Consider the following 24,362-nt stretch of genomic DNA (forward strand, 5'->3'; position numbering starts at 1 on the left):
AACCCGTGCGGCAACCAGGGCGCCAACCCCGACGAATGGAACCCCAGGGACGCCTCCGCCACCGCCCCCGGCCGCAGCTCCCGCACCCGCCCGGACGCGGCCAGCGACGTCAGGGTCGTCCCGCCGAGATAGGCCGCCCCCAACTCCCGTACGGAGAGGGAGAGCTCGGCGGGGTCGGCGGTCCGTTCGCAACTGGCTCCCTCCGCGTCGCCGACGAGGCGCCAACGGCCCTCGTTCCAGGGGCAGAAGGAGTCCTCGACCTCGAACACCACATCCACGGGCGCCTGATAGGTTCGCGCCCGCAGCGCCGCGCCGACGTCCACGAGCCGTACGTGCAGGTCCTCCTTCACCCGCGCCCCGCAACGGCGGAAGTCCGACACCAGGTGCAGTGACGGGTCGTCCACCGGCAGCCGATGGGCGACGATCTTCGCGGTCAGGTCGATGCCGTAGAGGAACCGCCACAACGCGGCGTGCGCGGCCGGGTCCAGCGCCTCCAGCACACTCACCATGACGACGCCCTCCGCCCCGGCCGGCCCCCAGTCGGACTTGACCCGGAACCGCACATACCCGACCACCTCGGAGCCGTCCCCCCGCCCGCCGCCGCGTTCGGCCACCACGCACTGCAACGGCGAAGCCCCGTCCCGCAGCCGGTCCGTGTCGAGCAGCTCCACCCGCTCCCAGCCGGGCCGCCGGACCAGCATCCCCGGCCGCTCCGCCACCCGGCGCGCGTACACCGCCTCGCACACGTCGAGCACCTCGGCGGGGTCCGCGTACCGCAGACGTACGTCATCGGTGCCGGGCGGCACGGACAGCCGCGCGCGAACGGTGTCGATCTCGACGCCGAGCCGGTACGAGGCGACGCCGTACCCGAACCGGCCGTAGATCACCGACTCGGACGCGGTCAGTACGGCCAGCGACTGGCCCCAGGAGCGGATGTCGTCCAACTGCCGCCGCATCATGGACGTCAGGACGCCGCGACGCCGGTGCGTGGCCGCGACGCTCACCATCGTGACGCCCGCCGCCGGGACGACGGAGCCGCCCGGCACCGTGAGGCGGAAGTCGAACGCCCCGGCCGTACCCACACATTGGCCGTCGTCCCAGGCGCCGATGGAACGGTCGTACTCCGTGAGCGCCTGCCACACCTCGCGTTCCTCGGCCGCCTCGGGCGGCCCGCCGAAGGCGCGGACCAGGTTGTTGTACCAGACGTTCCAGTCTTCCTTGCGCAGCGCCCGCAGCTCAGTCGTCATACGCCATGCCTAGCAGGGCAATCCGGTACGAGCGAGTGAATTTCCCCCGCGCTCCGGAACGTGTCGTGGCATCCTTCACAGGTGCCGCACGGAGGGCGCACGGAGGCCGAAGGGCGCGTTCCGGTGTGAGATCTGTGTGAGATTCGTCGTGAACCGGCCCTCGGAAGGGGGACAAGTAGGACCTCCTGTGCACAGGGGCTGGTCCGATGGATAAGGTCCCGAACAATGGCAGCAGGACGAGAGCGGCGCGCGGCGGCCGATACGCTCACGGCCCGGATGAAGAAGCTGGTTCACCGGGCCCGCACCGGCCTGCGCAAATCCGCCGTCGACTACTTCCGCGGGGACGGTTCCGACTGGATCGCCCTGGCCGCTCTGCTGCTGACGATCCCGGTGATCACCTGCCTCACGATGATCGACGAGGTGTGGTTCTCACCCGCCGTCCTCGTCCTCCCCATCGTCGCGGGCGGCCTGCTGCTGCGCCCCGCCAGCCTCCTCGGCCTGTACGCGGCCGCCGCGACCGCACTGATCGTGGAGTCCGTGCGGCTCGGCCCCTACACCGAGGGCCCCGCCCGGGTCACGCCGGGCATAGTGCTGGTGGTCGCCGCCTGCGGCTTCTTCGGCCTCCTCATCGCCCAGTTCCGCAGCCGCGTCGGCGTCCCCTGGCGGCGCGGCGGCACCATGCTCTTCGACCTGCGCGAACGCATCCGTGTCCAGAGCAAGCTGCCGCAGCTCCCGGCGGGCTGGCACCGTGAGATGGCGCTGCGGCCCGCGGGCGGCCAGTCGTTCTCCGGTGACTTCGTCGTCGCCGCCCGAACGAACGGCGGCCGCACCATGGAGGTCGTCCTCACCGACGTCTCCGGCAAGGGCATGGACGCGGGCTCCCGCGCCCTGCTCCTCTCCGGCGCCTTCGGCGGCCTCCTGGGATCGCTCCCACCGCACGCGTTCCTCCCGGCGGCCAACGGCTATCTCCTCCGCCAGGACTGGGACGAGGGCTTCGCGACCTCCATCCACCTCGTCCTCGACCTCGACTCCGGCGACTACGAGCTCTTCTCCGCGGGGCACCCCCCGGGCCTCCAGCTCTGCGCCGGCACCGGCCGCTGGGAGGAGAAGGCCGCCGAGGGCCCCCTCCTGGGCGTCTACGACGGTGCCCAGTTCGACCCGGTCAAGGGCTCGCTCCGCCCCGGCGACGTGCTGATGCTCTTCACCGACGGCCTCGTCGAGACCTCCGAACGCGACATCGTCGAGGGCATCGACCGCCTCACCGGCGAAGCCGACCGCTACGTAGCCGGCGGCTTCCACGGCGCCGCCTGGCACCTCATCGAAGCCGTGGCCAAGGACGTCAACGACGACCGCGCACTACTGCTGATCAGCCGAGAGGGCTTCACGACCACCAGGTAGCGAAGTCTGAGGGGGCCCCGCAAGGGGCGCGAGGAACTGCGCGAGCAACCACACAAGACCCGCACCCGCCAGAATCCCCACCCCTCCCGAGCTCTGAGGCGGGTCCAGGGGCGCAGCCCCTGAGGACGGGACGGGTAGGGGCGGCGGGGGCGACCATCCGATCCCGTGCCCCCCACGACAGGAGCTCCCGAATGCCCCCAATGCCCCCAGCCCCCCTCCCCCTCCCCGAAGTAGAGGCCCTCGCAAGGGCCGCCCACGCCGCCCAGACGGACAAGGCCGGCCGCCCCTACACCGAGCACCTCCAAGCGGTCGCCCACGGCGTAGCCACCCGCGGCGGAGACGAGGAGCAGATCGCGGCAGCCTGGCTGCACGACGCCGTCGAGGACGACGCCCTCACCGAGGAATGGCTGGCCGAGGCCCCCCTGACCACCCGCACGAAAGCCATCGTGCTGGCCCTCACCAAACGCCCCGGCGAGCCTCCGGAGGCATACGCCGCGCGCATCCTCGCCACCCCGGGCGCCCTCCTCGTCAAGCGCTCGGACCTCGCGCACAACGCGAACCCGGCCCGCCTGGCCGTCCTGGACACACCCACCCGCACCCGGCTGACCCACAAGTACGCCCACATGCGAAACCTCCTCGGCCTGCCGGACGAACCGGCGGCCGAGGAGGTGACGGACAACCACTGAGGAACGAGGGAACCCCGGGCCCTATGCCTTGGCCCCGGCCTTCCCGCGCTCCCGCGCCAGCTCCGTGGCGTCCCGCTTGAACGCCCACTCCATCTTCGGCTCCATGGCGAACCGGAACATCCGCTGCACCGGCGGGGTGCACAGCGCCGTGATGACGGCCGCCGCGAAGACGGTGGCGAACAGCTCGCCGAGGGGCTGGTACACCCACGCGTTCGCGTCGTACCAGTCCCAGAAGCGCGAGCCCTTCGCGAGGAACCCGTGCAGCAGATAGCCGTACAGCGTGCCCGCGCCCAGGACGGTGAACCACATCTTCCGCCGGGGCACCCAGGCGAAGAAGCACGTGGTGAGCACCATGGAGCAGCCGAAGAGCGCGAAGGTCATGACGACCCCGGCCCACCACGGCGCACCCAACTCCTGTGCGCTGTCACGGTGGTAGAACCAGGCGGAGTTCATGTCCGGCCCCAGCCAGTACGCCAGCGCCAGCGCGCCCGACATCACGGGCACGGACAGGACCCGCACCTCGCGGCGCCGCATGAACTGGAAGTGCGCGGGCTTCATGAAGAGCCCCACGACGAAGAACGGCAGGAACTGCAGTACGCGTTGCAGGTCCAGGTCGTCACCGATGTCGGGCGAGACCGAGGCGAGCGCCGCGATGCCGAGCGCCAGCGGCACCGGCCAGCGCACCACCTTCCACAGCGGCGTCGTCAGCCGCCACACGAACAGCGCGATCAGGAACCAGGTGAGGTACCAGGGGTCGAGCAGGCTGATCGGGTGCGAGGGGTCGTTGTCGGCGTACCGCTTGAAGAGGGAGTACGCGACCTCGAAGAGGACGTACGGGACGGCTATGCCGGTGACCAGCCGCCTGAGCCGGTCGGGGCGCATGTCGAAACTGCGGGAGAAATAGCCGGAGATGATGATGAACGCCGGCATGTGGAAGGTGTAGACGACCATGTACAGCGCCTCGGCGGCGCGGCTGTGGTCGGTCAAGGGCTCCCACGCGTGACCCATCGCGACGAGCACGATGGCGAGGTACTTGGCGTTGTCGAAGAACGCGTCACGTTGTTTGGCGGGTCTGGCCTCCGGGGAGGCGCCGTTCGATGTCGCGTGGGGGGACGAGGACTTCAGCGAGCGCGGACTCGGCACTCCGTCGGCCGGCGACTGTGGTGACTGTGCCGGAGGGAGGGGCGCGCTGGGATGGCCGTGCGGTCGCAGCGAGTTCGTCACAGACCCACCCGCCGGAAACTCGGCGGGGCGGTCCGAGCACTCGCTGCGCAGGTGGGGGACGAGGCAGCGGTGAACATCTGAGGCAGCCTAGCGTTGTCTGTGCGATTTCGTAAAACCATCGAGGTGAATCCTGTATTGAGGGGTACGTGTCATCCTCGAGTACCCAGGATTCGGTGGGGTTTTCACCGGGCAGAGCATCACCGTGCGTACACCGCACCCCCTGACATGCGGCCCCTCCGCCACCCTTCTGTCCGCATTCATCCCGACTAAATGGTGCATAACATGCGTCGGCGACTCTGGTGAAATGTCCGGTTAATTAGCCGTCCTGACAACGCCTTTGATGTGTCTGTGGCAACAATTCGAATTATCTGCGGACGCGATGTGTGTGCACGGCAACGATCATCGTGAATTCACCCCCGGCGCCCTCCTGTTGGCCGGACGGGTGCGCACGGGCCGCACGACGGGGTGACCGACGTTGCCTCACCTGCCGCATACGAAGGCCTGGTTGGTGGCACGATGGTTCTGGCGGGGTGCGCGTGGGGTCGGCGCCCCGGGCCGGGTGCGGACCGACCGAGGGTGTGATCTGTTGTGGCCATTTCGCTGTCAGTGGTGCTTTTGCTGGGGATCATCCTGGTAGTGCTGATGCGAGGAGGGACGATCAAGGCCGGCCCGGCCGTGGTCGCCATACTCTTCGGCTTCTTTCTCGCCTCCACAGGCATGGCCGACGACATCCAGCGCTTCCTGAACTCGATAGCGGACACCCTCAACTCGATCCAGTTCTGACGACGGATTTCGAGGAAACCGGGTGATCGCCGCCTTGGGCCGACCGGCTGACCAGTCTCGTCACGCAGAGTCGCGAGTGCTGAGCGGAACGCGAGAACGGACCGGGCGGGAATGGGCATACAGGCGGGATCGGGCATACAAAAACCTCCGGCCCGGTCCGAGGAGTCCCTCGAAGCCGGGCCGGAGGCCGTTGGAGCGGGCGACGGGAATCGAACCCGCGTAGCTAGTTTGGAAGACTAGGGCTCTACCATTGAGCTACGCCCGCACAGCTCGCGCCGCAGGTCGGGCGACCGCGGCACAGAAGGCATCGTAGCGGCTCGGCCGCCCTCGCCGCACACCCGTTCCGGGCCGCGTCCGGCGCCCGCCGTCGCACGCGCCCGCGCACTCGGTAAATGCGGTAACCGCATGGCCTGCGGGCATGTACCCTTCGTGTCGCACCAGACGGGGTGTGGCGCAGCTTGGTAGCGCGTCCGCTTTGGGAGCGGAAGGCCGTGGGTTCAAATCCCGCCACCCCGACCACCGTGCCGGACGGCGCGCCCGCCACCCGGCAAGATCACCTTTTGGGGCGTGTACCGCCTGCGGCTACTATGCAAACTGCGCGCCCGTGTGTCTGCACTCTTACGTCTCTCCAAGGGCCGCGAATCCGCTGAGGCTCTGCCCGTTTCGGCAGGTGGTCCAGTAGAACCCCCAAGAAGTCAGCCATCAAGGAGACCGAACCGTGAAGAGCGCCGTGGAGACCCTGAACCCGACTCGGGTTCGGCTCAGCATCGAGGTGCCCTTCGAGGAGCTCAAGGACAGCCTCGACGCGGCGTACAAGAAGATCAACCAGCAGGTCACGGTGAAGGGCTTCCGGAAGGGCAAGATCCCGGCGCGCGTCATCGACCAGCGGTTCGGCCGCGGTGCGGTCCTGGAGGAGGCGGTCAACGACGCGCTTCCGAAGTTCTACACCGAGGCCGTGAACGAGGCCGAGCTCAACGTCCTGGGCCAGCCCGAGGTCGACATCACGGAGCTGAAGGACGGCGAAACGCTGAACTTCACCGCCGAGGTCGACGTCCGCCCGACCATCGAGATCCCGGACTACTCCGGCATCGAGGTCGAGGTCGACGCCGTCGAGGTCACCGACGAGGACATCGACAAGGCGGTCGAGCAGCTCCGTGAGCGCTTCGCCTCGACCTCCCCGGTCGAGCGTGCCGCCGAGGAGGGCGACGTCGTCACCCTCGACCTGCAGGCCAAGGTCGACGGCGAGATCCTGGAGGACGGCGTCGCCGACGGCGTCTCCTACACCATCGGCTCCGGCGAGCTGCTGGAGGGCATCGACGACGCCGTGAAGGGCCTGGAGGCCGGGGCCGAGGCCACGTTCACCTCCGAGCTCAAGGGCGGCTCGGCGGCCGGCAAGGAGGCCGAGGTCACCGTCAAGGTCACCCAGGTCGCCGCCCGCGAACTCCCGGCACTGGACGACGAGTTCGCCCAGCTCGCCTCCGAGTTCGACACCCTCGAGGAGCTGCGCGGCGACAGCCGCAAGCGCCTGGAGAACATGAAGCAGTACGACCAGGCCACGCAGGCCCAGGAGCGCGTGCTGGAGAAGCTCCTGGACATCGTCGAGGTGCCCGTCCCCGAAAAGCTGCTCGAGGACGAGATCAACACCCGCAAGCACAACCTGGAGCACCACCAGCTCGGCCAGATGGGTATCGACCTGGAGAAGTACCTGGAGATCCAGGGCAAGACGGCCGAGGAGTTCGAGGCCGAGACCCAGGAAGCGGCCGTCAAGGGCATCAAGACCCAGTTCGTCCTCGACGAGCTGGTCGCCAAGGAGAAGCTGAACGTCAACCAGGAGGAGCTCACCGAGCACCTCATGCGCCGCGCGGCCTCCTCCGGCATGTCCCCGGACCAGTTCGCCCAGGCCGTCGTCCAGAACAACCAGGTCCAGCTCCTGGTCGGCGAGGTCGCCCGCGGCAAGGCCCTCGCCCTCGTCGTCGAGTCCTCCACCGTCAAGGACACCAACGGCGAGCTCGTCGACCTGGACGACGAGGACGAGGACGAGACCACGGAGGCCTCCGCCGAGGAGACCACCGAGGCCGCGGAGAGCTCCGCCGAGGCTGAGACCGAGGCCGAGGCCGAGGAGAAGAACGAAGCCTGATCGCTCCGCTCGAACATCTGACGGGCTCCTGGGTCACTTACGACCCAGGGGCCCGTCGGGCTTTTGGGGGCGCGGGAAACCGCGCGACCGGCCACGTACGAGCCGCAGACGCGTCTGCCACCCTCCGCGCATCGGCGAGTGCGGCTCGTGGTGGGCCGGTCGCGCAGTTCCCCACGCCCCTCAGTGGGCCGGCGGCCACCCGGCACCCGCCCTACCAGCGGAGCGCACACGCATGCGCTGACAGCGAACAGTTCCCTCTGCGGGATTCTCCGAAGGGGGCCGCGCGTTAGGGTCCATGAATACGAGGGCAGTGGTGTCGGCGTAACGGCCGGACGCCCGAAGTCCTCCGCAGGGAAACGTGAGACGGCCCGGCGCCGTCGTAAGACGAGCAGGTGGATACGTGACGAATCTGATGCCCTACGCCGCCGGCGAGCCCTCCATCGGTGGTGGCCTCGGTGACCAGGTGTACAACCGGCTGCTCGGCGAGCGGATCATCTTCCTCGGCCAGCCGGTCGACGACGACATTGCCAACAAGATCACCGCACAGCTGCTGCTCCTTGCCGCGGACCCGGACAAGGACATTTACCTGTACATCAACAGCCCGGGCGGTTCGATCACGGCCGGTATGGCGATCTACGACACCATGCAGTTCATCAAGAACGACGTGGTGACCATCGCCATGGGTCTCGCCGCTTCGATGGGCCAGTTCCTGCTCAGCGCGGGCACCCCCGGCAAGCGCTTCGCGCTGCCGAACGCCGAGATCCTGATCCACCAGCCCTCCGCCGGCCTGGCCGGCTCGGCCTCCGACATCAAGATCCATGCCGAGCGGCTGCTGCACACCAAGAAGCGCATGGCCGAGCTCACGTCGCAGCACACGGGCCAGACGGTCGAGCAGGTCACCCGCGACTCGGACCGCGACCGCTGGTTCGACGCCTTCGAGGCCAAGGAGTACGGCCTCATCGACGACGTCATCCCCACGGCCGCCGGTATGCCGGGCGGCGGCGGTACCGGGGCGGCGTAAGGACCTGTACGGGCCCCTGGCTCCCCCAGGGACCCAGCAGGGGCCGTACGAGCCTCCTCCCGCCCTCAGCCACCGCCTCAGCCCCTTTTTTGGAGACACCGTGAACAGCTACCCCGGCAGCGGCCTCTACGACCGCACCAGCGCCGAGTACACCGGCCCCGTCGCCGAGTCCCGCTACGTCATCCCCCGCTTCGTCGAGCGCACCTCGCAGGGCATCCGCGAGTACGACCCGTACGCGAAGCTCTTCGAGGAGCGGGTGATCTTCCTCGGCGTGCAGATCGACGACGCCTCCGCCAACGACGTCATGGCGCAGCTGCTGTGCCTGGAGTCGATGGACCCCGACCGGGACATCTCGGTCTACATCAACAGCCCCGGCGGCTCTTTCACGGCGCTCACGGCCATCTACGACACGATGCAGTTCGTGAAGCCGGACATCCAGACGGTCTGCATGGGCCAGGCGGCCTCCGCCGCCGCGATCCTGCTGGCCGCGGGCACCCCGGGCAAGCGCATGGCGCTCCCGAACGCCCGCGTCCTGATCCACCAGCCGTACAGCGAGACCGGCCGCGGTCAGGTCTCCGACCTGGAGATCGCCGCCAACGAGATCCTCCGCATGCGCGCGCAGCTGGAGGACATGCTGGCCAGGCACTCCACCACGCCGGTCGAGAAGATCCGCGAGGACATCGAGCGCGACAAGATCCTCACGGCCGAGGACGCGCTGGCGTACGGCCTGATCGACCAGATCATCTCCACCCGGAAGATGAACAACAGCAGCATCAGCTGACGGGAAAGGCTGTATTGTCTACCGCCCCTTGGCATGGTTGGCACCGTTTGACCCACCGCACGACAAGGTGCACGTCAAAGCGAACCACGCCAAGGGGGGCCCGAACGGGGGGCCCGGCAAGGTACCGTCGACATAAGGCAGCACCAGGAGCCGCTGGATTCCAATTGTCCAGGCGTCTCCCAGGCGAAGGGGAAGCACACCGTGGCACGCATCGGTGACGGCGGCGATCTGCTCAAGTGCTCGTTCTGCGGCAAGAGCCAGAAGCAGGTCAAGAAGCTCATCGCAGGGCCCGGTGTGTACATCTGCGACGAGTGCATCGACCTCTGCAACGAGATCATCGAGGAGGAGCTCGCCGAGACCAGCGAGGTCCGCTGGGAGGAACTCCCGAAGCCCCGCGAGATCTACGAGTTCCTCGAGGGTTATGTGGTCGGCCAGGAGGCGGCCAAGAAGGCCCTCTCCGTCGCGGTGTACAACCACTACAAGCGGGTCCAGGCCGGTGAGAACGGCGGCGGTCAAAGCCGCGAGGACGCCATCGAGTTGGCGAAGTCCAACATCCTGCTGCTGGGTCCGACGGGCTCGGGCAAGACCCTCCTCGCCCAGACCCTCGCCCGCATGCTGAACGTCCCGTTCGCCATCGCGGACGCGACGGCGCTCACGGAGGCGGGCTACGTCGGCGAGGACGTGGAGAACATCCTGTTGAAGCTGATCCAGGCGGCGGACTACGACGTCAAGAAGGCCGAAACAGGAATCATCTACATCGACGAGATCGACAAGGTCGCCAGGAAGAGTGAAAACCCCTCCATCACCCGCGACGTATCGGGCGAGGGCGTCCAGCAGGCCCTGCTGAAGATCCTGGAAGGCACCACGGCCTCGGTCCCGCCGCAGGGCGGCCGCAAGCACCCGCACCAGGAGTTCATCCAGATCGACACGACGAACGTCCTGTTCATCGTGGGCGGTGCCTTCTCCGGCCTGGAGAAGATCATCGAGTCCCGGGCGGGAGCGAAGGGCATCGGCTTCGGCGCGACCATCCGCTCCAAGCGCGAGCTGCAGTCCAAGGACCAGTTCGAGGACGTCATGCCCGAGGACCTCGTCAAGTTCGGCATGATCCCGGAGTTCATCGGCCGACTCCCCGTCATCACCTCGGTCCACAACCTCGACCGCGAAGCCCTCCTCCAGATCCTCGTCGAGCCCCGCAACGCGCTCATGAAGCAGTACCAGCGCCTCTTCGAACTCGACGGCGTGGAGCTGGACTTCGAGCGCGAGGCTCTCGAAGCCATCGCCGACCAGGCCATCCTCCGCCAGACCGGCGCCCGCGGCCTGCGCGCCATCATGGAGGAAGTCCTGATGTCCGTGATGTACGAGGTCCCGTCCCGCAAGGACGTCGCCCGCGTAGTCATCACCGCCGACGTCGTCCGCTCCAACGTCAACCCGACCCTGATCCCGCGCGACGCCCGCGGGCGGGGACCGGGGGAGCAGAAGACGGCCTAGCTGCCGCGCACTTGCAGAAAAGAGGGCACCCGACGAAACACGTCGGGTGCCCTCTTCGGTGCGGTGACTACGGTCGGTACGGCGAAGACCGACGTCACATCGATGGTGCGATCGATGGTGCGACAGGGAGGGGGCGGCCCGACCGGGCCGCCCCCTCCCTGTACTTGCACACGCTCTCGCGCTTACGCCTTCACGCGCACGGCGTCGCGGAACTTCGCGGTCGTCTCCGCGGCGGCGGACTGGTCCGTCGCCTTCTCGGCCATGATGCTCGCCAGGTCCATCGGCATCACGACGCCGACCGTGCTGTAGTCGCCCCACACGCAGAACGACAGGTTCATCACGCTCGGACCGTCGCTCGTGCCGGCGTCGGTGGGCTCCATCTTGGCGTCCTGGCACTTGAGGACCGCACCCTCGGCGGAGTCGTACGACGTCGGGTCGCCCACCATGGTGACCTTCACGTCGTCATCGTCCTTACCGGACTGCGACTGCATGTGGTCCAGCATGGCGTCGACGACCTTCTCGGGGTCCTCGATGTCGCCGTAGACGCCGCTGAAGTGGAGCTGCTTCTGCGCCATCGGGTTGTTCTCGTTGCCCGACACGTACGAGGCGCTGACGTCCTTGGGGTTGCTCACTCCCCACTTCTCGGCGTCCTCCACGTCGCTGTCGGACAAGGCGCCGTCACCACTGTCGCTCTTCTTGTAATCGGTGAGCACAGTCCCCGGAGTGGTCAGCTTGTGAGCACCGTCGTCCGCGATGTCCGCGCCGCCACCGCCGATGACGAAGTACGCGCCCACGGCGATCGCGGCCACGACGGCGACCGCGCCGAGGATGATGCCGACCTTCTTGCCGCCGCCACCGCCGGAGGCGGGCGGCTGGGGCACGGTCGGGTAGGGCTGCTGCTGGCCGTACGGGGGCTGTTGGCCATAGGCCTGCTGCTGGCCGTAGGGCGGGGTCTGGGGCGGGACACCCTGGGGGGCCTGCTGCGGATAGCCGTAGCCCGGCTGCTGCACAGGCGCCTGCTGGGGGTAGCCGTAGCCGGGCTGGGGGGCGGCCTGAGGCGGCTGCTGGCCGTAGGGGCCGGGCTGCTGGGGCTGCCCGCCGTACGGGCCCGGCTGGTTGTAGCTCATGTTCTGGGTTCCCCTCCAGATACTTATGTGGTTCTCACATCCTGGCCCAGACCGTTTGCGCGGGAAGCATCGGGGGTCACACCGTTACCGAAGAATCGAGTTTCGGGACCACCCCGTGACACCCCTAAACTGAGGGGGTGACCGAGAACGCTCAGCAGCAGCCATCAGCGCCCGCCACCGATCTGCCGACCCAGTACGCGCCGGCCGATGTAGAGGGGACGCTGTACGAGCGCTGGGTGGAGAAGGGTTACTTCGCCGCCGACGCGAAGAGCGAGAAGCCGCCGTACACCATCGTCATCCCGCCGCCGAACGTCACCGGCAGCCTGCACCTCGGGCACGCCTTCCAGCACACCCTCATGGACGCCCTCACCCGCCGTAAGCGCATGCAGGGTTACGAGGCCCTCTGGCTCCCCGGCATGGACCACGCCGGCATCGCCACGCAGAACAAGGTCGAGCAGCAGCTCGCCGAAGAGGGCAAGTCCCGCCACGACTTGGGGCGCGAGGAGTTCGTCCAGCGCGTCTGGCAGTGGAAGGAGGAGTACGGCGGCAAGATCCTCGGCCAGATGCGCCGGCTAGGGGACGGCGTCGACTGGAGCCGTGAGCGGTTCACCATGGACGAGGGCCTGTCCAAGGCCGTCCAGACCATCTTCAAGCGGCTCTACGACGACGAGCTGATCTACCGCGCCGAGCGCATCATCAACTGGTGTCCGCGCTGCCTGACCGCGATCTCCGACATCGAGGTCGAACACCAGGAGGACGCCGGCGAGCTGGTCTCCATCCGGTACGGCGAGGGCGACGACTCCCTGGTCGTCGCGACCACCCGCGCGGAGACGATGCTCGGCGACACCGCCGTCGCCGTCCACCCGGACGACGAGCGCTACCGCCACCTCATCGGCCGTCAGATCAAGCTCCCGCTGACCGACCGCACCATCCCGGTCGTCGCCGACACCCACGTCGACCCGGAGTTCGGCACCGGCGCCGTCAAGGTCACCCCGGCCCACGACCCGAACGACTTCGCCATCGGCCAGCGCCACGGCCTGCCGTCCATGACCATCATGGACGAGCACGGAATCATCACCGTCCACGGCCCGTTCCTCGGCCAGGACCGCTTCGAGGCCCGCTCGGCCGTCGTCGGCGCGCTCCGCTCGCAGGGCCGGATCGTCGCCGAGAAGCGCCCGTACGCCCACTCCGTCGGCCACTGCTCGCGCTGCAAGACCACCATCGAGCCGCGCCTGTCGCTCCAGTGGTGGGTCAAGGTCGCCCCGCTGGCGAAGGCCGCCGGTGACGCCGTCCGGGACGGCCGGGTCAAGATCCACCCCGAGGACATGTCGAAGCGCTACTTCGACTGGGTCGACAACATGTACGACTGGTGCATCTCGCGCCAGCTGTGGTGGGGCCACCGCATCCCCGTCTGGTACGGCCCGAACGGCGAGACGGTCTGCGTCGGCCCCGACGAGGAGCCGCCCACCGGCGAGGGCTGGACCCAGGACACCGACGTCCTCGACACCTGGTTCTCCTCCGGCCTGTGGCCGTTCTCCACCCTCGGCTGGCCCGAACAGACCGAGGACCTGCGGAAGTTCTACTCGACCGACGTCCTGCTCACCGGCCACGACATCATCTTCTTCTGGGTCGCCCGGATGATGATGTTCGGCCTGTACGCGATGGACGGCGAAGTCCCCTTCGAGACCATCGCGTTGACCGGCCTGGTCCGCGACGAACGCGGCAAGAAGATGTCGAAGTCCTTCGGCAACGTCGTCGACCCGCTGGACTGGATGGACAAGTACGGCTCCGACGCCGTCCGTTTCACCCTCGCCAAGGGCGCCAACCCCGGCACCGACGTCCCGATCGGCGAGGACTGGGTCCAGGCCTCCCGGAACTTCGCCAACAAGATCTGGAACGCGACGCGCTTCGCGCTGATGAACGGCGCGACGGTGGAGGGCCCGCTGCCGGAGGCGTCGAAGCTCTCGGCGACCGACCGCTGGATCCTCTCCCGCCTGAACGAGACGGTCGAGCAGGTCGACGCGTACTACGAGGACTACCAGTTCGCGAAGCTCAGCGAGGCGCTGTACCACTTCGCGTGGGACGAGGTCTTCGACTGGTACGTCGAGCTGTCCAAGACCACCTTCCAGGCGGGCGGCGAGCCGGCCGAGGTCAGCCAGCGCGTCCTGGGCGAGGTCCTCGACGTCACGCTGCGCCTCCTCCACCCGGTCATCCCGTTCGTCACCGACACCCTGTGGACGACGCTGACCGGCGGCGAGTCCCTCGTCATCGCCGACTGGCCCAAGGACAGTGGCTTCCGTGACGAGGCCGCCGAGCGCGACATCGAGCTGGTCCAGCAGGTCGTCACCGAGGTCCGCCGCTTCCGCGCCGACCAGGGCCTCCAGCCGGGCCAGCGCGTCCCGGCCCGTCTCACCCTCGACGGCACGGCGCTCGCTGCGCACGAGGCCGCCATCCGCCAGCTCCTCCGCCTCCAGCCGGAGACCGACGGCTTCGCGGCCACCGCGACCCTGCCGGTCGCGGGCGCCGAGGTCGCCCTCGACCTCTCCGGCGTCATCGACGTCGCCGCCGAACGCAAACGCCTCGCGAAGGACCTCGCCACCGCCGAGAAGGAGAAGGCCCAGGCCACGGCCAAGCTCGGCAACGAGGCCTTCCTCGCGAAGGCCCCCGACCAGGTCGTCGACAAGATCCGCGGCCGCCTCGCCAAGGCCGACGAGGACATCACCCGGATCGCCTCCCAACTGGAGCGCCTGCCGAAGGCATAGCCGCCGGCAACGCTCGTACACGACTGAAGGCCCCCGGCGCCCATCGGACCCCGGGGGCCTTCGCCCACCCCAGGGGCGGCGGCCGGGTGCCCGCAGCCGACCTGCGCCCCGTAAGGGGCGCGGGGAACGGCGCGATCAGCCACCGACCGCCCGAGGTCGCCACACCACGCGTTACCCCCGACCCATGAGGGCGCTCCCTCCGCGGTGGAGCCCCGGCGGCAGGACTGCCCGCAGCTGAGGAGCCGCCCCGCGCCCCGTAAGGGGCGCGGGGAACGGCGCGATCAGCCACCGACCAGCCGAGGTCGCCACACCACGCGCACCCCCGACCCATATGGCGCCTCCAGCCCGGCGGAGCCCCCTCGTAGACTGACCTCGTGAGCGAACGCAGTGAGCAGCCCGAGCCGATCGACCCTTTCGAGGAGATCATCGCCGCCGAGACCGACCGGGACCCCGATCTCGCGGTGATCGAGGCCGGCAGCCGTACCCTGCGGACCCAGGGCGGAGCGGCACAGGCCGACGTACCGGCGCGGCCGGACGACCCGGCGCTGGACAGGGCGCTGCGCGAGGTCGAGACGGAACTGGCGAGCCGCTGGGGTGAGACCAAGCTGGAGCCGTCGGTCAAGCGGATCGCCGCGCTGATGGACGTGCTGGGCGAGCCGCAGCGGTCGTATCCCTCGATCCACATCACCGGGACCAACGGCAAGACCTCCACCGCCCGCATGATCGAGGCCCTGCTCGGCGCCTTCGAACTGCGCACCGGCCGGTACACCTCGCCGCACGTCCAGTCGATCACCGAGCGGATCAGCCTCGACGGCGCGCCGATCTCCGCCGAGCGGTTCATCGAGACGTACGAGGACGTCAAGCCGTACATCGAGATGGTCGACGCCCAACAGGAGTACCGGCTCTCCTTCTTCGAGGTGCTGACCGGCATGGCGTACGCCGCCTTCGCGGACGCGCCCGTCGACGTGGCCGTCGTCGAGGTCGGCATGGGCGGCACCTGGGACGCCACCAACGTCATCGACGGGGACGTCGCCGTCGTCACCCCCATCGATCTCGACCACACCGACCGGCTGGGCTCCACGCCCGCCGAGATCGCCGTCGAGAAGGCCGGGATCGTCAAGCAGGACGCGACCGTGATCCTGGCGCAGCAGCCGGTCGACGCGGCACAGGTGATGCTGAAGAAGGCCGTGGAGGTAGACGCGACGGTGGCCCGGGAGGGGCTGGAGTTCGGGGTCGTCTCGCGTCAGGTCGCCGTCGGCGGACAGATGCTCACCCTGCGCGGCCTGGGCGGCGAGTACCCCGAGGTCTACCTCCCGCTGCACGGCCCCTACCAGGCGCACAACGCGGCGGTCGCCCTCGCAGCGGTAGAGGCGTTCTTCGGCGTCGGCTCGCAGCGTCCCGAGCCGCTCGACCTCGACACGATCCGCAAGGCCTTCGCGGTCGTGTCGTCGCCGGGCCGGCTGGAAGTCGTACGGCGTTCCCCGACGGTCGTCCTGGACGCCGCCCACAACCCGGCGGGGGCGCGCGCCACTGCCGAGGCGGTCGGTGAGGCGTTCGAATTCAGCCGTGTCATCGGGGTCGTGGGCGCGAGTGGCGACAAGAACGTACGAGGGCTGCTGGAGGCCTTCGAGCCGATCTTCGCCGAGGTCGTGATCACGCAGAACTCCAGCCACCGGGCGATGGACGCCGACGAACTGGCCGGGATCGCGGTCGAAGTGTTCGGTGAGGAACGGGTGCAGGTCGAGCCCCGGCTGCCCGACGCCCTGGAGGCGGCGATCACGCTCGCCGAGGAGGACGGGGAGTTCACGGGCTGCGGCGTCCTCGTCACCGGTTCCGTCATCACCGTCGGCGAAGCCCGGCTGCTGCTGGGGAAGGGCTGAGTCTCAAGAATGCGTACTCTCTGTGCTTCGACCTTGATCGCTGAGATCTTCGTGATCGGCTTCGCCGGTCTGGTCGCCATGAAGGACCCGGAACTGACCATGTCGACGGTCTGGACCGTCAGCGGCATCGCGATGTTCCTGTGCGTCGTGCTGTGCGGCCTCGTCACCCGGCCCGGCGGCATCCAGCTCGGCTGGGCGCTCCAGGTCGGCCTGATCGCCGCCGGGTTCTCCGTCCCGACCATGTTCTTCATGGGTGCGGTCTTCGCCGTCCTGTGGTGGGCCTCGGTCCACTTCGGGCGGAAGATCGACGAGGCGAAGGCCCGGTTCGCCGCCCAGCAAGAGGCCCAGCAGGAGGCCCAGCAGGAGGCCCAGCAGGAGTCCCAGGAGGGGTCCCAGGAGGGGTCCCCCGCCGCGGCTTCCTGACGCTGCGTAACGCCCCCTCGAATACGCCCTGTAGCCTCTGAGCTCCGCACGCTTGTGAAATGAAGGAGTCACCACCGTGAGCCAGCGCACCCTCGTCCTGCTCAAGCCCGACGCCGTCCGGCGTGGCCTGACCGGCGAGATCATCAGCCGTATCGAGCGGAAGGCCGGCTGGCAGATCACCGCGCTGGAGCTGCGGACCCTGGACCAGGAGACGCTGGAGCAGCACTACGGCGAGCACAAGGGCAAGCCGTTCTACGAGCCGTTGGTCGAGTTCATGGCCTCCGGTCCGGTCGTCGCGCTGATCGTCGAGGGCGAGCGCGTCATCGAGGGTGTACGGGCGCTGGCCGGCCCGACCGACCCGATCGCCGCCGCGCCCGGCTCCATCCGTGGTGACTACGGCGTGATCGTGCGCGAGAACCTCATCCACGCCTCGGACTCCGAGGAGTCGGCCGAGCGCGAGGTGAAGATCTTCTTCCCCGGTCGCGCGTAGCGACGTCAGTGACGGCGGGGGCCGGTGAGTCGTCCCGCCCCCGCCGCACTTACTCTTCTGGCAACACTCGGCCACCACCCACACGGCCTACCCCGTCTGACCAGCCAACCCCGCGAAATTCCTGCCCTACAACGGCATATGCGTGGCGATCGGGGGAACGCGCACCCCCGATGGATCGTCTCCACAGGCGAGGCGGCGCATCGCATGCCCACAATGGCGAAGACCCTCGCGCAGTGTTCGTGCGGGCGAGACTACGATGTAAGCCTTCACGTCACAGCACCCACTTCGCCGACCCGAAAAGCCTGAAAAGCTCTCAAAAGCCGTCAGCGCTCCACCTGGGAAGGCCAGACGAATCCTGATGGGGAACTCAATGTCGTTCATCGGCCGTGACATGGCTGTCGACCTCGGGACCGCCAACACGCTGGTGTACGTCAGGGGTCGCGGGATCGTACTGAACGAGCCGTCCGTCGTCGCGATCAACACCAACACCGGTGGCATCCTCGCGGTCGGCGCGGAGGCGAAGAAGATGATCGGGCGGACGCCGGGCAACATCGTTGCCGTACGTCCGCTGAAGGACGGTGTCATCGCCGACTTCGAGATCACCGAGAGGATGCTCCGCTACTTCATTCTGAAGATCCACAAGCGGCGGTATCTCGCCCGTCCTCGGGTCGTCGTCTGCGTGCCGTCCGGCATCACCGGTGTCGAGCGTCGCGCCGTCATCGAGGCGTCCTCCCAGGCCGGCGCGCGTCAGGTGCACATCATCGAGGAGCCCATGGCCGCGGCCATCGGCTCCGGCCTGCCGGTCCACGAGGCCACGGGCAACATGGTGGTGGACATCGGCGGCGGCACCACGGAGGTCGCGGTCATCTCCCTCGGCGGCATCGTCACCGCCCAGTCCATCCGCGTCGCGGGCGACGAGTTGGACAACGCGATCATCCAGCACATCAAGAAGGAGTACAGCCTCCTCCTCGGTGAGCGGACGGCCGAACAGATCAAGATCACGATCGGTTCGGCGTACGACCTCGACGCTGACGAGCACACCGAAATCCGCGGCCGGGACCTGGTGTCCGGGCTGCCCAAGACCGTTGTCATCTCCGCCGCGGAAGTGCGGAAGGCGATCGAGGAACCCGTCAACGCCATCGTCGATGCCGTCAAGACGACCCTCGACAAGTGCCCCCCGGAGCTCTCCGGCGACATCATGGACCGCGGCATCGTCCTCACCGGCGGCGGCGCGCTGCTCCGCGGTCTCGACGAGCGGCTGCGCCGCGAGACCGGAATGCCGATCCACATCGCCGAGGACCCGCTGGACAGCGTGGCGCTCGGCTCCGGCAAGTGCGTCGAGGAGTTCGAGGCGCTGCAGCAGGTGCTCGACGCCCAGCCCCGCAGATGACGTAACACTTCGATTCCGCCGTACGGGACGTTCTCTTCTCGTGCGGCGGATCGTTGATATTGCGGCATAGGCTCCCACGAAGCGCCCCTGCGGTTCCCGGTCTCGGGATTCCCAGGGGCTACCCGAATTCCCCAATTCCTGTCGAATTCCTATGAGGAAGGCACGGCCGCCGCACGTGAGGGACACACGAGAGAGCCGGCTGCTCCTGGTGCTGCTGGTCGCCGTCGCGTTCGCGCTGATCACGGTGGACATCCGCGGCGGGGAGGACTCACCGGTCGACGGTGCCCGACGTGGTGCGGCCACCGTCTTCGGCCCGATCGAGGACGGCGTGTCGACCGCCGTCGACCCGATCGGCAACGCCATAAGCGCCGTCCGCGACTCCGGCTCCCGCCACGACCGCCTCGCCGCGCTGGAGAAGGAGAACGCCGAGCTGAAGTCGTCGCTCGGCAGCGACGACCGCAACCGCAGCAGAAGCGAACAGCTCGACAAGATGCTGAACACCGCCGCGAACGGCCAGTACGGCATCAAGGGCGCCGAGGTCATCGCCATAGGAGCGGCCCAGGGCTTCTCCTGGACCGTCACCATCGACATCGGCACCGACGACGGCATCACCCGTGACATGACCGTCCTCAACGGCGACGGGCTCGTCGGCCGTGTCACCACCGTCGGACCGAACACCGCGACCGTGCTCCTCGCCAACGACCCCGACTTCACCGTCGGCACCCGCATGGAGGACACCGACGAACTCGGCTTCGCCTCCGGGCAGGGCGACCGCCCGCTGCGCGTCGAACTCCTCAACGGCAAGGCCAAGGTGAAGGCCGGCGACCGCCTGGTCACCTTCGGCTCGCAGGCCGACAAGCCGTTCGTACCCGGCGTCCCCGTCGGTGTCGTCTCCCGTGTCGACCCCTCCGGCGGCGACCTGACCCGCACGATCTTCGTCAAGCCGTTCGTGGCCTTCACCCAGCTCGACATCGTCGGCGTCGTCGTCCAGCCGCCCCGCAAGGACCCGCGCGACACCGTCCTTCCGAACAAGCCGAAGGCCACGCCCACGCCGACCGTGACGGTGACGGTCACGCCGGGCGCGGACGAACCCGGCGACGGCACCGACGGCCAGCCGCAAGAGCAGTAGGACGTAGGACAGTAGGAGCTGAACCCTTCATGCGCTTCAACCGGATGCTGCTCTCCACCACCCTGGTGATCGTCGCCCTGGTGATCCAGGTGAGCGTCCTGGCCAGACTCCATCTCCCGGGCGCGGTACCCGACCTGGTGCTCCTCACCGTGCTCGGCCTCGCCCTGGTCTACGGCCATGTCGGCGGAGCCCTCGTCGGCTTCGGCGCCGGACTGCTGTCCGACCTCGCGCCACCCGCCGACCACGCGGCCGGACGGTACGCCCTCGTCCTCTGCGTCATCGGCTACCTCGCGGGCCTCGCCAAGCCCGAGACGGGCCGGCTCAAGTCGGCGACCGGACCGATGGCCGTGGTCGTCGTCGCCGCCCTCGGCTCGACCCTCCTGTACGCCGGTGTCGGCGCCCTCGTCGGCGACGACGCGGCCCGCCATGTCGGCCTGCCCAGCCTGCTGTTCACCGCCGCGCTCTACGACCTGCTGCTGGCGCCCTTCGTCGTCCCCGGCATCATGGCGCTCGCCCGGCGCGCCGAGAACAACCCGCTCGCCGAGACCAACAGCGCCGCCAAGGCGTCCGATGTCTCCTCCGGCTGGCTCTCCTCCGGCACCGGCCTGCGCATCGGCAACCAGCGCGGGCTGCGCATGAAGGCCGCCCGGTCGCGCATGGCCCGCGCGGGGCGCATCAAGGGGGTCAAGCGACTGTGAGGGTAGGTCAGATGGACTGCCGGTCGGGCGTGGGAACCGATCACGGCCGGGCGGTGTACTCCATGTACCGGCACCACGCGCACCACCCGTACACGTACTGAGAGGGGGAGACAGTGACCAACATCCCGGAGACCGGGCGGACCCCACGGGTCCAGATCCGGCTCGTCATCATCCAGATCCTCGTCTTCTCCCTCCTCGGCACCCTCGGCGGCCGCCTCTGGTACCTCCAGATCCGCGAGGGCGACGCCTACGCCAAGGAGGCCTCCGGCAACCACGTCCAGCAGGTCGTGCAGCCCGCCGTGCGCGGCTCGATCCTGGACGCGCGCGGCGTGCCCATCGCGGACAACGAGACCCGTCTGGTCGTCTCCGCCTCCCGCACCGAGCTGCTGAAGATGGACGACGACGGCAAGGCCGTCCTCACCAAGCTCGCCGGGGTCCTGGACATGAAGCCCCAGGAGGTCATGGACAAGGTCCGGCTGTGCGACTCCGAGACGCCCCAGCCCTGCTGGAACGGCTCGCCGTACCAGCCGATCCCCATCACCGACGAGGCCACCGCCAAGCAGGCCCTGCAGATCCGCGAGCGCTCCGAGGACTTCCCCGGCATCACCGCCGAGCCTCAGGCCGTCCGCCGCTACGCCAGCCCAGGCCGCGCCAACACCGCGCAGGTCCTCGGCTATCTCTCCCCGGTCACCGACGAGGAGATCACCAAGGCGCAGGACACCGACTCGCCGTACCTCCGCTCCGACCAGGTCGGCCGCTCCGGCCTGGAGCGCCAGTACGACAAGGAGCTGCGCGGCAAGGCCGGAGTCACTCGCTACGAGGTCGACAACCTGGGCCGCGTCATCGGCGAGGCCGAGGCGGACCCCGCCGAGCCCGGCGCCAACCTCGTGACCAGCGTCGACGCCCGCGTGCAGCGCATCGCCGAGTACGAGCTCAACGAGGCGATGAAGGAAGCCCGCAAGCAGGTGGACCGCAACACCGGGACGAACTACAAGGCCGACTCCGGTGCCGTCGTCGTGATGGAGGCCAAGACCGGCCGCGTCGTCGCCATGGCCTCGAACCCGGACTACGACCCGAACGCCTGGGTCGGCGGCATCTCCGCCAAGGACTACGCCAGGCTCACCGGCAAGAAGTCCAACTACCCGCTGCTGAACCGCGCGATCCAGGGCCAGTCGGCCCCCGGCTCCATCTTCAAGGTCGTCCCGACCGCCGCCGCGGTGAACGCGGGCTACCCCTTCGACGGCTCCTACGAATGCTCCAGCGCGTACTCGATCGGTGGCCAGGTCTTCAAGAACTTCGAGTCCAAGGGATACGGCTCGATCAGCCTCGGCAAGGCGCTGGAGGTCTCCTGCGACACCGTCTTCTACCGCCTCTCCCACGAGGAGTGGAAGCGCGACGGAGGCATCACGCCGAAGAAGGACGCCAACAACTGGTTCTACAAGACGGCCCATCAGTTCGGCCTCGGCGCCGAGACCGGCATCGACCTGCCGAACGAGGTCACCGGCCGCATCCCGGACCGCCAGTGGAAGCAGGAGTACTGGGAGGCCAACAAGGACGCCTGGTGCAAAACCGGCAAGAAGGGCGGCACGTACGCCGAGCAGATCGCGTACGAGAACTGCCTCGAAGGCAACCGCATGCGCGCCGGTGACTCCGTCAACTACTCCATCGGCCAGGGCGACACCCTCGTCACCCCCATCCAGATGGCCACCATCTATTCGGCCATCTCCAACGGCGGCACCCTCTACGACCCGACCGTCGGCAAGGCCGTCATCAGCGCCGACGGCAAGAACGTGCAGGAGATCGCCCCCAAGTCGCACGGCAAGCTCCCGATGACGCAGAAGACCCGCGACGAGATAGACGAAGCCCTCGCGGGAGTCGCGACCCGGGGTACAGCCGCCTGGCGCTTCCAGGGCTGGCCGCAGGACGAGATCCCGATGCACGCCAAGACGGGTACGGCCGAGGTCTACGGCAAGCAGACGACCTCATGGTTCGCCACGTACACCAAGGACTACTCGATCGTCATGACGATCTCCCAGGGTGGTACGGGCTCCGGCGCCTCGGCCCCCGCCGTGCGCAAGCTCTACAACGCGCTGTACGGCGTCTCCGAGGACGGCGAGATCGACAAGAAGAAGGCGCTGCTGCCCACCCCGCAGAAGGGCCTGCCGAAGATCGAGTCCGACGGCTCGATCGACGCCCCGAAGGTGGCGGCGTACCCGCCGAAGAAGACCGACGAGGAGGCCGCGGAGGACGGCACGCAGACGGTCGCCGCGGGGCCGGGCGCCCAGCCGGTGTCCTTCGTCGAGCAGGGGGCGGGGACCGTGGTCACCGAGCCCGGAGTCGCGCACTTCGTCACCGAGCGGGACACCGGGACCGTCGTCGCCGACGACCTGGCGGCAATCGTCAGTACGCGCGGCGGCAGCGGCAACCGGTCGGCCGGACGACGTACGGCTCGCCGTGATGGCCTGGGCAAGGGGCGGAGGACGCGGGTATGACAGGCAACAGCTTCTCCGTCTCCGGGTACGGGCCCGAACGCTCCGGCCTGACCCGGCTGTTCGCCCGCGACTCGCTCGCCCGCCGGCTCGACTGGCCGATACTGTTCTCGGCCATCGCGCTCTCCCTGATCGGCGCGGCCCTCGTCTTCTCGGCGACCCGCAACCGCACCGAGCTCAACCAGGGCGACCCGTACTACTTCCTCTTCCGGCACCTGCTCAACACCGGCATCGGCTTCGCCCTGATGATCGGCACGGTCTGGCTCGGCCACCGCACCCTGCGCACCGCCGTACCCATCCTCTACGGCATCTCGGTGCTGCTGATCCTGCTGGTGCTCACCCCGCTCGGCGCGACCATCAACGGCGCCCACGCGTGGATCGTCGTCGGCGGCGGCTTCTCGCTCCAGCCCTCCGAGTTCGTGAAGATCACGATCATCCTGGGCATGGCGATGCTGCTCGCGGCGCGGGTCGACGCCGGCGACAAGGCCCACCCCGACCACCGCACGGTCGTTCAGGCCCTCGGCCTCGCCGCCGTTCCGATACTGATCGTCCTGCTCATGCCCGACCTCGGCTCGGTCATGGTCATGGTGGTCGTCGTGCTGGGCGTGCTGCTCACCTCCGGCGCGTCCAACCGGTGGATCTTCGGCCTCATTGGCACGGGAGCGTTGGGCGCGATCGCCGTCTGGCAGCTCGGGGTGCTCGACGAGTACCAGATCAACCGCTTCGCGGCCTTCGCCAACCCCGAGCTCGACCCGGCCGGTGTCGGCTACAACACCAACCAGGCCCGTATCGCCATCGGCTCCGGTGGACTGCTCGGCACCGGCCTTTTCAAGGGCTCACAGACCACCGGGCAGTTCGTGCCCGAGCAGCAGACCGACTTCGTCTTCACGGTGGCGGGGGAGGAGCTGGGGTTCGTGGGCGCCGGGCTGATCATCCTGCTGCTGGGCGTCGTCCTCTGGCGGGCCTGCCGGATCGCCCGCGAGACCACCGAGCTGTACGGCACGATCGTCGCCGGCGGGATCATCGCCTGGTTCGCGTTCCAGGCGTTCGAGAACATCGGTATGACGCTCGGCATCATGCCGGTGGCGGGACTGCCCCTGCCGTTCGTGTCGTACGGCGGCTCGTCGATGTTCGCGGTCTGGGTGGCGGTGGGGCTGCTGCAGTCGATAAGAGTGGAGCGCCCGATGTCGGCTTGAGCGCTCCGACCAG

The 24,362-nt window shown here is 68.7% G+C and carries 19 protein-coding genes and 2 tRNA genes; 17 read left to right on the plus strand and 4 right to left on the minus strand.

The features are described from left to right. Positions 1 to 1,247 (minus strand): GNAT family N-acetyltransferase (locus tag I8N67_RS13020; protein WP_200303189.1); only part of this gene is annotated, 1,247 nt, incomplete at its 3' end. Positions 1,248 to 1,472: 225 nt separating this feature from the next. Here I8N67_RS13020 and I8N67_RS13025 point away from each other — a divergent pair. Both I8N67_RS13025 and I8N67_RS13030 read left to right on the plus strand, forming a co-directional pair. Continuing rightward, on the plus strand, positions 1,473 to 2,645 hold the full coding sequence (locus I8N67_RS13025; RefSeq protein WP_200303191.1) for a PP2C family protein-serine/threonine phosphatase: 1,173 nt from the start codon (positions 1,473 to 1,475) through the stop codon (positions 2,643 to 2,645). Between the two features lie 200 nt (positions 2,646 to 2,845). Further along, positions 2,846 to 3,331, plus strand: coding sequence for an HD domain-containing protein (locus I8N67_RS13030; RefSeq protein ID WP_200303193.1), 486 nt, complete (start codon positions 2,846 to 2,848; stop codon positions 3,329 to 3,331). A 21-nt stretch (positions 3,332 to 3,352) separates the two neighbouring features. On the opposite strand, the gene I8N67_RS13035 is transcribed toward I8N67_RS13030, so the two are convergent. Next, entirely contained in the window at positions 3,353 to 4,555 is a 1,203-nt protein-coding gene (locus I8N67_RS13035) for an acyltransferase family protein (protein WP_200303195.1), read from the minus strand. A 588-nt stretch (positions 4,556 to 5,143) separates the two neighbouring features. Between I8N67_RS13035 and I8N67_RS13040 the strand changes: the two genes are divergently transcribed. Next, positions 5,144 to 5,338 carry a hypothetical protein gene (locus I8N67_RS13040; protein WP_200303197.1) on the plus strand — a complete coding sequence of 65 codons (195 nt, stop codon included), beginning with the start codon at positions 5,144 to 5,146 and terminating at the stop codon, positions 5,336 to 5,338. A gap of 191 nt (positions 5,339 to 5,529) precedes the next feature. On the opposite strand, the gene I8N67_RS13045 is transcribed toward I8N67_RS13040, so the two are convergent. Beyond that, positions 5,530 to 5,603, minus strand: a tRNA-Gly gene (locus I8N67_RS13045). A 177-nt stretch (positions 5,604 to 5,780) separates the two neighbouring features. On the opposite strand from I8N67_RS13045, the gene I8N67_RS13050 reads away from it, so the two are divergent. From I8N67_RS13050 to clpX, 5 genes are all read left to right on the plus strand, one after another. Then, positions 5,781 to 5,857, plus strand: a tRNA-Pro gene (locus tag I8N67_RS13050). Positions 5,858 to 6,056: 199 nt separating this feature from the next. Next, on the plus strand, positions 6,057 to 7,475 hold the full coding sequence (tig, locus tag I8N67_RS13055; protein ID WP_200303198.1) for a trigger factor: 1,419 nt from the start codon (positions 6,057 to 6,059) through the stop codon (positions 7,473 to 7,475). Positions 7,476 to 7,887: 412 nt separating this feature from the next. Beyond that, entirely contained in the window at positions 7,888 to 8,496 is a 609-nt protein-coding gene (locus I8N67_RS13060) for an ATP-dependent Clp protease proteolytic subunit (RefSeq protein WP_189709844.1), read from the plus strand. A gap of 100 nt (positions 8,497 to 8,596) precedes the next feature. Next, complete coding sequence (locus I8N67_RS13065) at positions 8,597 to 9,277, plus strand: ATP-dependent Clp protease proteolytic subunit (RefSeq protein ID WP_200303200.1); 681 nt, start codon at positions 8,597 to 8,599, stop codon at positions 9,275 to 9,277. A 201-nt stretch (positions 9,278 to 9,478) separates the two neighbouring features. Next, entirely contained in the window at positions 9,479 to 10,765 is a 1,287-nt protein-coding gene (gene clpX, locus I8N67_RS13070; protein ID WP_200303202.1) for an ATP-dependent Clp protease ATP-binding subunit ClpX, read from the plus strand. A 182-nt stretch (positions 10,766 to 10,947) separates the two neighbouring features. On the opposite strand, the gene I8N67_RS13075 is transcribed toward clpX, so the two are convergent. Further along, on the minus strand, positions 10,948 to 11,892 hold the full coding sequence (locus I8N67_RS13075) for a hypothetical protein (RefSeq protein ID WP_200303204.1): 945 nt from the start codon (positions 11,890 to 11,892) through the stop codon (positions 10,948 to 10,950). 137 nt (positions 11,893 to 12,029) lie between these two features. Between I8N67_RS13075 and I8N67_RS13080 the strand changes: the two genes are divergently transcribed. The 9 genes from I8N67_RS13080 to rodA all read left to right on the plus strand — a co-directional run bounded on the left by I8N67_RS13080 (position 12,030) and on the right by rodA (position 24,349). Beyond that, on the plus strand, positions 12,030 to 14,654 hold the full coding sequence (locus I8N67_RS13080) for a valine--tRNA ligase (RefSeq protein ID WP_200303213.1): 2,625 nt from the start codon (positions 12,030 to 12,032) through the stop codon (positions 14,652 to 14,654). Between the two features lie 374 nt (positions 14,655 to 15,028). After that, positions 15,029 to 16,534 (plus strand): bifunctional tetrahydrofolate synthase/dihydrofolate synthase, encoded by a 1,506-nt coding sequence (folC, locus tag I8N67_RS13085; protein ID WP_200303215.1) that lies wholly within the window; start codon positions 15,029 to 15,031, stop codon positions 16,532 to 16,534. 9 nt (positions 16,535 to 16,543) lie between these two features. Beyond that, positions 16,544 to 16,957 carry a DUF4233 domain-containing protein gene (locus tag I8N67_RS13090; protein ID WP_200303216.1) on the plus strand — a complete coding sequence of 138 codons (414 nt, stop codon included), beginning with the start codon at positions 16,544 to 16,546 and terminating at the stop codon, positions 16,955 to 16,957. Between the two features lie 76 nt (positions 16,958 to 17,033). Next, positions 17,034 to 17,447: a nucleoside-diphosphate kinase gene (gene ndk, locus I8N67_RS13095; RefSeq protein ID WP_095753071.1), complete on the plus strand. Its 414-nt coding sequence runs from the start codon at positions 17,034 to 17,036 to the stop codon at positions 17,445 to 17,447. Positions 17,448 to 17,817: 370 nt separating this feature from the next. Beyond that, the gene (locus tag I8N67_RS13100; protein ID WP_004931372.1) at positions 17,818 to 18,837 is read left to right on the plus strand and encodes a rod shape-determining protein; all 1,020 of its coding nucleotides are present in this window, start codon (positions 17,818 to 17,820) and stop codon (positions 18,835 to 18,837) included. Between the two features lie 175 nt (positions 18,838 to 19,012). After that, on the plus strand, positions 19,013 to 19,966 hold the full coding sequence (gene mreC, locus I8N67_RS13105) for a rod shape-determining protein MreC (RefSeq protein WP_200303217.1): 954 nt from the start codon (positions 19,013 to 19,015) through the stop codon (positions 19,964 to 19,966). A gap of 29 nt (positions 19,967 to 19,995) precedes the next feature. Then, the gene (gene mreD, locus I8N67_RS13110; protein ID WP_200303218.1) at positions 19,996 to 20,664 is read left to right on the plus strand and encodes a rod shape-determining protein MreD; all 669 of its coding nucleotides are present in this window, start codon (positions 19,996 to 19,998) and stop codon (positions 20,662 to 20,664) included. A 113-nt stretch (positions 20,665 to 20,777) separates the two neighbouring features. Further along, positions 20,778 to 23,156, plus strand: a complete 2,379-nt coding sequence (mrdA, locus tag I8N67_RS13115; protein WP_200303219.1) for a penicillin-binding protein 2 — start codon at positions 20,778 to 20,780, stop codon at positions 23,154 to 23,156. Next, a complete protein-coding gene (gene rodA / locus I8N67_RS13120; protein WP_200303220.1) occupies positions 23,153 to 24,349 on the plus strand; it encodes a rod shape-determining protein RodA in 1,197 nt (398 codons plus the stop codon). Before mrdA ends, rodA begins: the two co-directional genes overlap by 4 nt. Positions 24,350 to 24,362 lie beyond the last annotated feature (13 nt).

Origin of the sequence: Streptomyces adelaidensis (assembly GCF_016598475.1) — a bacterium.
GTDB lineage: Bacteria > Actinomycetota > Actinomycetes > Streptomycetales > Streptomycetaceae > Streptomyces > Streptomyces adelaidensis.